Source organism: Martinezella sp. CNPSo 3795 (assembly GCF_057784475.1).
The window spans coordinates 104,427-116,682 of the sequence record NZ_JBXSOQ010000001.1; the positions used below are offsets into that span (position 1 = coordinate 104,427).

The following is a 12,256-nucleotide window of genomic DNA, read 5'->3' on the forward strand; positions in this document are numbered from 1 at the left end:
TTGTTCGTCAGCTAACTGACAAACAACAATCCTCATCTGCGGACGATGAACAACTGGCTGTGGGTATAGTTTTTTAGCCTTATGGTATAGGTTATTTTTCAGTACTCGCTTACGAACCCCCGCATGCACAGACTGATTGCCCGACCCCATCTTTGCCATCGCATCGCGACGGAACACGCCGGCGTCATCTTCCTGCGTGCCCCCGCGGGCGCCGGAAAGAGCACAGTCCTGTCCATGACTGCAAAGGCGATGGGCAAGGAGGTTTGCAACCTGCAGCAACCGCGCATGAGCGACGTGAGGGATGGATGGCTCTTATGGGATATACCGGTTTCCGCTCGATCGGCTCGTCTTTCCGCTCAGCTCATAGAGACCGTCGAGGTTCTGGTCATCGCCTGCCGTCCCGATCAGCGCATCAGCGGGCTGGCGCGGCTCATCCTGCATCGAGGTGCGGTGACGCTCGACGCCGCCGATCTGACATTTTCCGTTGAGGAATTGGGGGAACTGCCAGGCGAAGAAGCCAACAGGTTGATCAGGGATTATGCCGGCTGGCCGGTTTTCCTGCCGCTGACACGCCAAAAGGATCCTCGCCTATCCATCGACTATCTGCGCGAGAATTTTCTCGGCCACCTTTCGCCGGGACAGACCGCGCTGCTTTCCATCTGGCTCGAAACGCAATCTCCTGTCACCGTCGAGGAGTGGACGGGCCTTTTGCCACCACGCCTGATCGAGGCACCGGACGAACATCAGGAACTGCTGACACTCTTGACGGGCGCCGTCAGCGAACGCCTGGCAACCTTCGAAACCACCGTCGCCGTGATCGAGGTAGCCTCCGCTTACGAGCAGGCGGGACGTGCGCTTGCCGCCATGTCGCTGCTCCTCGACCATGGGCACGAGGCCCATGCGGCGCAGATTCTGGAGCGTGCCCGGGGTCTGGAGCTGATCTATCGAAACAGCCTCGGGACCTTTCGCGATATCATCATGCGCTTTTCCCACGAGATGATCGCGACCAATGAAGTCGTGCTTTTTGCCATGGCTCGCACGCTCCTGAAGCTCGGAGAATTGCAACGCGTGCGCCACCTCGTCGGCAAACATCTGGGTTCGGATTATCTCGATCCGCTGAAGGTCCTGCTGCGCGGATCGCGCTTTTCCTTCGCGGCGCGAACGTTCCGGCTCAACCTCATGATTTCCGAGGACCTGATGCCGACGGACGCAATGATTACCCGCCTCGGCGAGTTCATGGCGGATTATCCGATGGGCGATTACGGCAAGTGGGCCGCCTACTACAACGCGCTGCTGGAATTCGAGATTCGCCGCAGGAATTTCCGAGAAGCGGAAGCCGCCGCAGCCCGCGCCTTGATCTATCTCGGCCATATGGGCGGCCAGCCGCTGCTGGAATTCTTCATCCATCTGCATCAGACAGTGCTTCGACTGATGAGCGGCGATGCCCTTTTCGCGCGTCGTGCCGCCCAGGAAGCACGGCAGAAACTGGAACAGGTGCCGCACGCAGCAGAGGCTGAATTCCGTATGCTGCGGCTCGCCGAAGCCTGTATCTCCTACGAAGCCGGCCAGCCGCGCGATCTTCTCCAATTCGTTCAAAACGAATTCGATGATTTTGCCGCCGCAGAAATCTGGCCGAGCCTGATGCAGTTCGCTCTTCACTATGCATCGCAGGTGCTGGCCGACCATTTTCCGATGGTGATCAGGCCCGGCTTTCTCGACGGGCTCTGGATTCATCTGTCGGAGGGCCTGCAGTTTCACGCCATGATGGAGATCCGCACCGCCGTCGCCTACCAGAATGCCAATCGCTGGAGCGACGCGGCGGCAACGCTGTCCGCCGTCCGAATGCGTATCGGCCGTAACTGGGTGGAAAGCGCCAACGAGGAGCTGACGCGCCTGACCCGCCGGGACGAAATTTCCTACGCCATGGCATGGCTGCGCGACAGCGTGCGCCTCTCGACGCCGCGGCCCTATTTGTCGCGCCAGATCGACGCGCTGATCGCAAACCCGAAAGTCACCAACCGCGAGAAAGTCGCCCTGCAGCTATGGCAAAGCTATACCGCTTACCAGCGTCGCGACAATGCTGCGACGCGCGCGCATCTTCTATCCGCGCTTGAAGGCGCAACGCGCCTTGGCTGCAACGGCGTGCTCTCCGAGGAGCGGATCTTTCTCTCGCCGCTTCTCAAGAACCAGCGCATTCGCAGCTTCATCGAAACCTCATCCGAGGTCCGCACCGCACTTTCGCTCTTTGCAAGCTCCGTGAACTCGCCACAGGCGAAAGCCCTCCAGGGCGGTCTCTCGCAGCGTGAGGTCCAGATGATTCAGCTGATCGCGAGCGGCATGTCGAACAAGCGCATTGCTCATACCCTTAATGTCTCCGAGGTGACGGTGAAGTTTCACCTCGGAAATCTGTTCCGCAAGCTGGGCTGTCATCGCCGCGCCGAAGCAATCCGGGCGGCAACCGCACTCGGCTGGCTGTGAGCATCGAGCGGATGGGTTGAACGTTACGACGGGCGCCTTTCGACCGATGTCTCCTCGGGCGGCTGCTTGGGCGGAACGTTGCCGTTCTGCTCGGCGCGATCGCGATGCAGCGCGGCGCGGGCGAGGAGCATGAAGGTGATCGGCGTCGTCACCGTGATGAAAATACCGATCAGCAATTCATGAATGACGAGCGTCCGTGTCGCGGTCGAAAAGAAGATCATCGACGCGATCATGATTGCCCCGATGCCGCCGCTCGTTCCCAATGTCGGCGCATGAATGCGCTCGTAGAATGTTCCAAGCCTTAGAAAACCGATGGCGCCGATGAGCGTCAGGAAAGCGCCGATCATGAGAAGCGCACCGACGGGGATAGCGGCCCACAGAGGTATGTTTTCAAACGGCGTGCTCATTCGATCACCTCTCCGCGCATCAGGAATTTCGCCAATGCAACGGTTGCAACGAAGCCAAGCATGCCGATGACGAGCGCCGCCTCGAAATAGACGACGCGACCTGTGCCTATGCCGAAGGTCAACAACAACAGCATCGCATTCACATAAAGCGTGTCGAGCGCGATGATGCGATCCTGCGCGCGAGGGCCGCGAAACATGCGGATTGAAGCGATCGCCATGGCCGCTACGATCATCAGCTGCGCGACCGCCACGGATATCTGGATGATCATGGCGCTCATGCGAATATCTCCATCAGCAAGCTCTCGTAGCGATTGGCGACCGTATCGCGCCATTGTGCCTCGTTTTCGAGATCGAGGACATGAAGCAGCACGGTGTTGTCGTTGGAATCATATTCCAGCCACGCGGACCCCGGCGTGCTGGTCAGGATAACCGCGAGCAGCGCCAGCGGGATCTGATCCCGCACCCTGAGCTCAAGGACAACGAAGCCCGGCGTCGTCTTGCGCGAGCGTCCCCTCAGGATGATCCAGGCCACCTGAGCATTTGATTTCAAGACGTCGAAAACGACTCGGAAGAAGAGCTTGGGCAGCAAATACCATTTCCACAGCCTCGGTTTTTCGGGCCGCAGCGATGCCATGCCCCAGGAGGCGAAAACCGCGACGATGATGCCGAGGATAAGCTGACCAAGCGTGAAGCCGTTCAGCAGCAGCCACATCAGGATCAGGCTCAACGCCAGGAGCGGATAAGGCAGCATCACAGGCCTCCCGCTTTTGCGGGCGCAACGACCGCATTGCGAACCGCATCGACATAGATATTGGGGTCGCTGAGCGTGCGAATGGTCGCGTCCATATATTGCATGACGGGGCCTGCCCAAATGGTCAATGCGAGCGTCAAGGCGAGCAGGCCCATGACCGGGACTATCTCGATGACGAGCACACGGGGAACCGTGCCCTCCAGCGAGCTCCAGAATGTGCGTATGCCGGCCCGTGTCATGGCAATCAGCGCGGCTATGCCGGAGAGAATGACGAGCAGGATCAACGTCCAGACGGCTGTACTTGGCGGAATGCCGATCGCGCCGGTTCCCATCATGGCCGAGAGCATGGCGAATTTCGCGACGAAGCCGGAAAGCGGCGGCAGGCCGGCAAGTAGGATGCCGCAGGCGGCAAAGCAGATGCCGAGCATCGCCATGGTGCCGGGCATGGTCACCCCCTCTTCTTCCTCCGGCTCGCCGTCCTCGGCATCGCCATAGGCTTCCATCGTGACGGCCAGAACGCTGGCGCCGGCATCCTGCCCGCGCTCCACGAGCTCGATCAGCATGAAGAAGGCACTGATCGTCAGGGTCGAACTGACGAGATACATCAGCGCGCCGGACGAGATGGAGCCGTCATTGATGCCGATCACCATCAGCAATGTGCCCGATGAGACGAGCACTGAAAAGCCAGCCAGACGGCCGAGCGCCTGCGAGGCGAGCACGCCGACAATGCCGAAAATCAGCGTCGCCATGCCGCCATAGAGGAGCACCGTCGCGCCGAAGCCGGCGGACGGGCCGGTGCTGAACAGGAGCATCGTCAGTCGCAGGATGACATAGATGCCTAGCTTGCTGAGGATCGCGAATATGCCGGCGACTGGCGCCGAAGCCGCGCTATAGGCCGTCGGCAGCCAGAAGCAAAGCGGCCACATACCGGCCTTGATCAGGAACGCAATGCCGAGTACGCCGGCGCCTGCCTGCATCAGCATGCGGCGATCGGCGGACATTTCCGGGATGCGCACGGCGAGATCCGCCATGTTCAGCGTTCCCGCCGTGCCGTAGATCAGGCTGACGCCGATGAGAAAAAGCAGCGCGGCAGCGAGATTGACGGCAATGTAATGCATGCCAGCCTTGACGCGGAGCGGACCGGAGCCGTGCAGAAGCAAGCCATAGGACGCCGCCAGCATGATCTCGAAGAAGACGAAGAGATTGAAGAGATCGCCGGTCAGGAAGGCGCCATTGACACCCATCAACAGCAGCTGGAACATGGTGTGGAAATGCGCGCCAACCGCATGCCAGCGCGCCAGCGAGAATATCAGCGCGGCGGCGGCAACGATGGATGTCAGCAGCAGCATGAGGGCCGAAAGTCCATCGAGCACGAGCACGATACCGAAGGGCGCGCTCCAGTTTCCGAGGAGATAGGCACGCTCCAGCCCCGGTGATCCATCCTCCGCGCGGAAGAGCGCAAGTGCAATGCCTGCCAGCAGGAGCGTAGCCGCCAGACTAATGAATGCCTTCAGCGTGCGCGAACGCTCGTCGATGAACACGAGCAGCGCGCCCGCAATCAGCGGAACGAGGATCGGCGCGATGATGAGATGATGCAACCAGCCCGTCATTTCCGATCGCTCCTTCCATCGACATGGTCCGTGCCGGTCAAGCCGCGCGAGGCAAGCAGCACGACAAGAAACAGCGCCGTGGTCGCAAAACCGATGACGATCGCCGTCAGCACCAAGGCTTGCGGAACGGGGTCCGCCAGCGCATGCGTCGCAGTGCCGTCATCCAGCAGCGGCGGCACATTCGTCTTCACGCCGCCGACGCCGAAGATGAAGAGATTGACCGCATAGGAGAGCAGCGACAGCCCTATGATGACCTGATAGGTGCGTGGACGTAGTATCAACCAGACACCACAGGCCGTCATGACGCCGATCGCAATGGACAAGATGAGTTCCATCAATCCCCCTTCGCCTTGTCGGCATCGAGCGCGCGCAGACGGTTGATGCGGAGCGACTGGTGCGCCAGTGCAACGAGGATCAGGACCGTGGAACCGACGACCAGCAGGAAGACACCGAGATCGAAGAGCAATGCGCTTGCCGCCGGCACTTTGCCGATCAATGGCACGTCCAGATACTGGAAATGCGATGTCAGGAACGGATAGCCGAAGAACCAGGCGCCGATGCCGGTCGCCGTAGCGATCAGAAGCCCGGCGCTCATCCATCGCAGCGGCAGGATGCGGATGCGATCCTCCGCCCAGCGTGTACCGCCGGCCAGATATTGCAGCAGGAAGGCAATCGAAAGCGTCAAGCCAGCCGAGAAGCCGCCGCCGGGAGCATCATGCCCGCGCATGAAAATATAGACCGACAGGGCGATGACGAAGGGGAACATCCACTGCATGATGACGGAGGGCACCAGCAGATAATCCCGCACGGTATCACCGGCCGAACGCTCCGGCCGTTCCTCGTCGAAACGGTTCTGGATCTGCTGCTGCTCCGGCATCTCCATGCTGTCGGGCGCGGGGCGGAAGCGACGCAGCAGCGCATAGACCGTCAGAGCGACGACGCCGAGAACAGCGATTTCGCCCAGCGTATCGAAGCCACGGAAATCTACCAGGATGACGTTGACGACGTTACGCCCGCCACCCTTCGAATAGGCATTTTCGAGGAAGTAATTCGCGATGGCGTCAGGCACCGGCATGGTCATGACGGCATAGGAGACGAACATCATGCCGACACCACAGATGACGGCGAGCGCCAGATCGCGGAAGCGGCGGAAACGGGCGCGCAAATCGACCGTATCGTCGATCCCTTCCGTCCGCTTCGGCAGCCAGCGCAAACCCAACAGGATGAGAACCGTCGTGACGATCTCAACGAGAAGTTGGGTAATCGCAAGGTCCGGTGCCGACAGCCATATGAACGTCATGCAGACGATCAACCCGACACCGCCCAGCATCACCAAAGCGGCAAGCCGATGATATTTGGCAAAGAAGGCGGTGCCGATCGCCAGACAAATACCGATCGCCCAGACCGCGGCGAAGACCGGATCAGCACCCAGAAAGGAAAAATGCTTCGCTTCGAAACCGGACAGGTAAAGCGGCAGCAGGCCGGCGGCAAACCCTGTCACGACGACCCAGCGAAGCTGCGGCTGGAGCTTGCGCGTGCCGATCCGCTTTTCGGCCGTTCTCGCCCAATGCCAGGAGACTTCGACCAGCACCCGCTCGAAAATTCGCTGCCCTTTCAGGCGGCGGAAGATGGGTGGACCGTCGTCACATCGCGACAGATAATCCTTGAAGGCGAAATAGAACACCGTGCCGCCAACCAATGCGACAATGCTCATGATAACGGGCAGATTGAAGCCGTGCCAGAGCGAGAGGCTGTATTGCGGCGTATCGGCGTTAAGAACGCTGACAACGGCCGCATGCAGGAAGGGTGCCACCGAAAGCGCCGGAACGATGCCGACGACCAAGCATACCACGACCAGAAGCTCGATCGGGAAGCGCATCCAGCGCGGCGGCTCGTGCGGCTTGGCGATCGGCAGATCGGTCGGCGCGGGACCAAAGAAAACGGTTTGAATGAAGCGCAACGAATAGGCAACGCTGAAGGCGCTCGCCAGCGTCGCCACATAGGGAAGCATTCGATCGAGGATGGAATCCGCATGGGTTTCGATCGCTTCGGCGAAGAACATTTCCTTCGACAGGAAGCCATTGAGCAGCGGAACACCAGCCATGGCAGCACTCGCGACGATCGCAAGCGCGCCGGTGAACGGCATATAGCGGAACAGACCGCTAAGACGGCGCATGTCGCGCGTGCCGGTCTCGTGATCGATGATGCCGGCCGCCATGAACAGCGACGCCTTGAAGGTCGCATGGTTCAGCATGTGGAAGATGGCGGCAACCGTCGCAAGCGGGCTGCCGAGGCTGAGCAAGGTGGTGATGAGACCGAGATGACTGATCGTCGAATAGGCCAGCAGCCCTTTGAGATCCTGCTGGAACATTGCGAAGTAGGCGCCGAGCAGCAGCGTGATGATACCGGCGGCTCCGACGATGTAGAACCACTCATTGGTACCGGCGAGAACCGGCCAGAAGCGTGCAAGCAGGAAAACGCCGGCCTTCACCAGCGTCGCCGAATGGAGATAGGCGGAGACGGGCGTCGGCGCCGCCATTGCGTTCGGAAGCCAGAAATGGAAGGGAAACTGCGCGCTCTTCGTCAGCGCGCCGAGCAGGATCAGTATCAGCGCAGGCAGATAGAGCGGATGGTTACGGATGATATCGCCCGATGCCAGGATCTTGTCCAGATCGTAGCTGCCGACGATATGGCCGAGCAGGATCAGCCCGATCAGCAGGCAGAACCCACCGATCCCCGTGATCGTCAGCGCCATGCGGGCGCCGTCGCGGGCGGCGGCGGTATTGTGCCAATAGCTGATCAGCAGGAAGGAGAAGATGCTGGTCAGCTCCCAGAAGATCGAGAGCAGAATGACATTGCCCGAAAGCACGATGCCAAGCATCGCCCCCATGAAGGCGAGCAGGAAAGAGAAGAAGCGAGGAACCGGGTCTTCTTCCGACATGTAGTAGCGGGCATAGACGATGACGAGAAAGCCGATGGCGGTGATGACAAGCGAAAACAGCCAGGCAAAACCATCCAGCCTGAGGCTGAAATCAAGCCCGAGCTGCGGTAGCCATTCTATGCTATAGTGGACGATGCCGCCGTCCTTGACGGCAGGATAGAAGCTTGCGGAAATCAACAGCGCCAGAAATGTGACAGTCCCGGCGATCCAGGCCGGGCCACGCCGCGACTGTGTGCGCAAGAGGCATACGGAAAGAAGACTTCCGATAAACGGCAGAGCCAAAAGTGCTAGAATAAAAACAGGCTCGCCAGTTATCCCAAAACGTCATTCCTTCGCTTGGCCGGATCACGCCCAGACTGCCACGACGGCAAAACCCCTAGAAATCCGGTGTATTATGTCCTATATGATAGATATTGCCCAATATGGGCAGCTTCGAACCCTGCGTCAAGGTAAGATGGCGATGATTTTGACACCAGCACTCTGCCGGGCAGCCCGCGGCTTCCTCGATTGGACGCAGACGGATCTTGCCGACCGCTCCGGCGTATCGCGCAGCACGATCCGTGACTATGAAGGCAATCGCCATAGCTTGCATCGGGCGACGGAGGCGCAGTTGCGCCTGGCGCTCGAGACGGGGGGCATCGCCTTCTTCCGGATCGAAGGACATGAGATCGGCATTTGTACGAAGGCCCTGGTCGCCGAAGCGCCAGCGCCGACGCATACGGAAAGCTGCGAGATCCTTTCCAGCGCCGGCGAAAGAAACCGGACGCCGCCTAAGCCGGAACAATAGTGCCGGATAGCGCTGGACGCGGCCGGCACAATTTCCGACCATAAAGTCGCTTATGCAAGCCGAAGCCTTTCGCCGGCGTTACCTCGCGCGTAGCCGATAGAAGTCCGCTCGCGAGAAGGTGAACGGAAAGGTCCTCAATTCAGCCATATTCCAACCGATTACCGCATCCGCGCCGTACCCCCCAAGACGACCGGAGAAACCCATGCCCAATACGACAGCGACCACAGCAGAAACATCTACCGCCCGCTACCGATCGTCGCAACGGCTCCTGCATTGGCTTATGGCCATCGTCATCATTTCAGCGCTCGTCATCGGCCTTTATTGTTCCTACCTCACCCCGGGCATACCCCTGCGTCGCGCCCTCCTCGACATACACAAATCCCTCGGCATGACGGCGCTTTTTCTCATCGCCATCCGCCTGCCGCTCAGGCTTTCGCTGGGTGAACCTGCCTATCAACGGCCGCTTGGCGTCTTCAATCACTATGCCGCCCGCGGCGCGCATATCCTGCTCTACATCTTGATGATCCTGATGCCGCTTGCAGGCTACGCCACATCTGCTGCCGGCGGCCATGATCTGCCATGGTTCGGCCTCTTCCAATGGCCCAACCTGCTGCCACACGACAAGGGCCTGGAGCGAGCCGCCGCCGAGATCCACGAATATGGTGCTTATTGCCTGTATGCTATCGTCAGCCTGCATATCCTTGCAGCGCTCTGGCACCATTTCGTCCGCAAGGATGAGGTCCTGAAGAGAATGTTGTTCTGAATCGATCTTTGTAACGCAAGCAGCGCGCCGGCTTTGCAGTGGATGGCTCAGATCTTCGCCGTCCCCACCATATGCGGTTTTTATGCAGTTTCCGCAGCCTTCGGTTTGTCAGTGATGGCATTCCGACTGCTGATGCTCGCAAGACCCGCCAATCGCCTTAAAAGGCAGTTCTGCGCAGCAGCGACGGGGAACCGCCTGCAACATATTGTAATATTTTCTAACACGCCGCTATAATTCCTTCTGCTATGGACGGCCGAGGATATGATCTGCGAGATTTTCCTTCGAAAGTCATCGATCGCTGGTTGCTCTCGGCCCATCTTTCAGCCCTTTCAGGCAGCGTAAGGTTTACTCCGGCACGCGGATAACGGGCGAAGGATCAGGATCTACAAACATGGTTGCGCGCATGAGGACGGTTGAGCCTTCACATCATATTCTCGTCGTCGAAGACGATAACGAGATTGCAACCATGTTAGTCGAGCTGATCAAGGATCATGGCTTGCGCGCTTCCCCCGTACGAAGCGGCGCGGAGATGGACAGGATATTGCAAAGGCACCCGTTCGATCTCATCATTCTCGACGCCATGCTGCCCGGAGAAGATGGGTTCAGCATCTGCCGGCGCCTGAGATCGGCTGGAACGATCCCGATCCTGATGCTGACCGCGCTCACGGAGGATATCGACCGCATCATCGGCCTTGAGCTTGGGGCAGACGACTATGTCACCAAGCCGTTCAACCCGCGGGAACTCGTCGCCAGGATCAAAGCGCTTCTTCGCAGAGCTTCGTATGGTGCGGAGACATCGGAGCGGAAGCCGCTTACGAAGATGACCTTTTCAGGCTGGATGATCGACCCAAGAAGCAGGCGGATCGTGGACCCCGAGGGGGCCGAGGTGCTGATGACAACATCCGAATTCGATCTGCTGCTTGCCTTCTGTCACAATCCGAACCAGATCCTGACCCGTGAACAGCTGCTGTCGATGACACATGCGGGAACGGCCGGGCCGGTCGAGCGCAGCGTTGACGCGCAAATCAGCCGTCTTCGGCAGAAGATAGAACCAAATCTGAAGGAGCCGATCTTCATCAAGACCGTGCGGCTTGGGGGCTATCTTTTCGCCGCGAATGTCGAGTATCTGCCGTGAAGTGGCTATCCCGATCATCAGTCCGCACCCAGATCGCCATTCTCACCATTTTGCTTGCTACCATCGTCACGACCATAACGGCCGGCACCGAACCATTCGTTCGCGGCCGGTTCGACAAAGGTGTCGAAGTCGGACTTTTTGCAGGCCGCATCGAAACCATCGCAAAGGAGTTCGCGCTTTCGGCAGATGAAGCGCAAGGAGACGCCATCCTTTCAAGGTTCAGGGCGCAAGGCGTCAATGTCTGGAGGGCGACCGGTGAACAGACCGAAGGTTTGCCAATCACGACACAGGATATCGCCGCCGCCGTGCGCCGGCTGCTCGATTACAATCTCTTTCTCGATCCTTATGGCTTCATGGGCTGGAACAATCCGAAGACTTTGACGGTCAAAGCCGGAGATGGCAGCCTGGTATTTGCCTTGCCAGAATTTTCCACGACACGATGGGTCCTCCCCGCCGTGGTCGGCAATCTTGTGCTGATCGTTGCCCCCGCAGCCATTCTGGCAATCCTGACCGCATGGCTGATCGGAAGACCAATCGTCAATCTGGCAAAGGCAGCCGAAGGTGTGCGCTCCGATGACGAGCTTGACGAACCTTTCGACGTTCGTGGCTCGGCCGAGCTGCGGAGTCTCGCAACGTCGCTCAACCTCATGCGCAAACGCATCCGCGAGCTGGTGGCTGGGCGCACCCGCATGCTGACATCCATTAGCCACGACCTGCGCACACCGTTGACGCGGCTGAGAATGCGCACCGAGCGTTGCGAGCAAGCGGATTTGCGGCAACAAATGTTGAGAGACATCGATGTGCTTTCCGGCATGATCAACGAAAGCCTCGCTTATCTCGGCGGCGAGCTTGAGGCTTTGAAGAAAGTCGAGCTGTCCAGCCTTCTGCAAACCGTGACCGATGACTTTGCCGATACCGGCATCGAGGTCACTTTCGCCGGACCGCGGCGCTTGCCCTATATCTGCCGGCCGCGGGCGCTATCGAGAGCCATATCGAACCTGATCGACAACGCTTCCCGCCATGCCGGCCGCATCAATCTCACGCTTGCCGAGGACGAAGACGGTTCGGTCGTCATCACGGTTGCCGATGATGGCCCCGGCATCGCCGACGACTTGAAGCCGAAGGTCCTGGAGCCCTTCTTCAAGGCCGACAAGGCACGTTCGCCGAGCGGGAATGGCGGTGGTTTCGGCCTCGGGCTTTCCATTGCACATGGAATCATCACCATCGGCCATCGAGGCAGTTTCGAATTGCGCGACAGCAAGCCGAGCGGCTTGGCCGTCGTGATACGCCTGCCTGCCAATTCCGGCATCGGCAATGCCGCAACATTTTCATAAAAATCCGAACACAACCCAACAAGGGCAAACTTTACAAGGAGATCGCAAAA

10 protein-coding genes and 1 pseudogene are annotated in these 12,256 nt (G+C 59.5%); 5 read left to right on the top strand and 6 right to left on the bottom strand.

Annotation, left to right across the window (positions count from 1 at the left end; all coding sequences use genetic code 11):
- Window positions 1-123 precede the first annotated feature (123 nt).
- Window positions 124-2,478 carry a helix-turn-helix transcriptional regulator gene (locus AC13QY_RS00515; RefSeq protein ID WP_113350859.1) on the top strand — a complete coding sequence of 785 codons (2,355 nt, stop codon included), beginning with the start codon at window positions 124-126 and terminating at the stop codon, window positions 2,476-2,478.
- 23 nt (window positions 2,479-2,501) lie between these two features.
- Here AC13QY_RS00515 and mnhG read toward each other — a convergent pair whose 3' ends face one another.
- The 6 genes from mnhG to AC13QY_RS00545 are packed head-to-tail and all read right to left on the bottom strand — an operon-like array spanning window position 2,502 to window position 8,502.
- Window positions 2,502-2,885 carry a monovalent cation/H(+) antiporter subunit G gene (mnhG, locus tag AC13QY_RS00520; RefSeq protein ID WP_113350858.1) on the bottom strand — a complete coding sequence of 128 codons (384 nt, stop codon included), beginning with the start codon at window positions 2,883-2,885 and terminating at the stop codon, window positions 2,502-2,504.
- On the bottom strand, window positions 2,882-3,163 hold the full coding sequence (locus AC13QY_RS00525) for a K+/H+ antiporter subunit F (RefSeq protein ID WP_113350857.1): 282 nt from the start codon (window positions 3,161-3,163) through the stop codon (window positions 2,882-2,884). The genes mnhG and AC13QY_RS00525 overlap by 4 nt, the downstream gene beginning before the upstream one ends.
- Window positions 3,160-3,636, bottom strand: a complete 477-nt coding sequence (locus AC13QY_RS00530; RefSeq protein ID WP_113350856.1) for a Na+/H+ antiporter subunit E — start codon at window positions 3,634-3,636, stop codon at window positions 3,160-3,162. Before AC13QY_RS00530 ends, AC13QY_RS00525 begins: the two co-directional genes overlap by 4 nt.
- Window positions 3,636-5,246: a monovalent cation/H+ antiporter subunit D gene (locus AC13QY_RS00535; RefSeq protein WP_113350855.1), complete on the bottom strand. Its 1,611-nt coding sequence runs from the start codon at window positions 5,244-5,246 to the stop codon at window positions 3,636-3,638. The genes AC13QY_RS00530 and AC13QY_RS00535 overlap by 1 nt, the downstream gene beginning before the upstream one ends.
- Window positions 5,243-5,581: a Na+/H+ antiporter subunit C gene (locus tag AC13QY_RS00540; RefSeq protein ID WP_113350854.1), complete on the bottom strand. Its 339-nt coding sequence runs from the start codon at window positions 5,579-5,581 to the stop codon at window positions 5,243-5,245. The genes AC13QY_RS00535 and AC13QY_RS00540 overlap by 4 nt, the downstream gene beginning before the upstream one ends.
- Complete coding sequence (locus AC13QY_RS00545; protein ID WP_331275827.1) at window positions 5,581-8,502, bottom strand: monovalent cation/H+ antiporter subunit A; 2,922 nt, start codon at window positions 8,500-8,502, stop codon at window positions 5,581-5,583. The genes AC13QY_RS00540 and AC13QY_RS00545 overlap by 1 nt, the downstream gene beginning before the upstream one ends.
- Window positions 8,503-8,581: 79 nt before the next feature.
- On the opposite strand from AC13QY_RS00545, the pseudogene AC13QY_RS00550 reads away from it, so the two are divergent.
- From AC13QY_RS00550 to AC13QY_RS00565, 4 genes and pseudogenes are all read left to right on the top strand, one after another.
- Window positions 8,582-8,866: pseudogene (locus AC13QY_RS00550) on the top strand (helix-turn-helix transcriptional regulator); the annotation flags it as partial.
- Window positions 8,867-9,176: 310 nt separating this feature from the next.
- The gene (locus AC13QY_RS00555) at window positions 9,177-9,737 is read left to right on the top strand and encodes a cytochrome b (RefSeq protein WP_113350851.1); all 561 of its coding nucleotides are present in this window, start codon (window positions 9,177-9,179) and stop codon (window positions 9,735-9,737) included.
- Window positions 9,738-10,140: 403 nt separating this feature from the next.
- The gene (locus AC13QY_RS00560) at window positions 10,141-10,872 is read left to right on the top strand and encodes a response regulator (protein WP_233788651.1); all 732 of its coding nucleotides are present in this window, start codon (window positions 10,141-10,143) and stop codon (window positions 10,870-10,872) included.
- A complete protein-coding gene (locus AC13QY_RS00565; RefSeq protein WP_113350850.1) occupies window positions 10,869-12,206 on the top strand; it encodes an ATP-binding protein in 1,338 nt (445 codons plus the stop codon). The genes AC13QY_RS00560 and AC13QY_RS00565 overlap by 4 nt, the downstream gene beginning before the upstream one ends.
- Window positions 12,207-12,256: the final 50 nt, after the last annotated feature.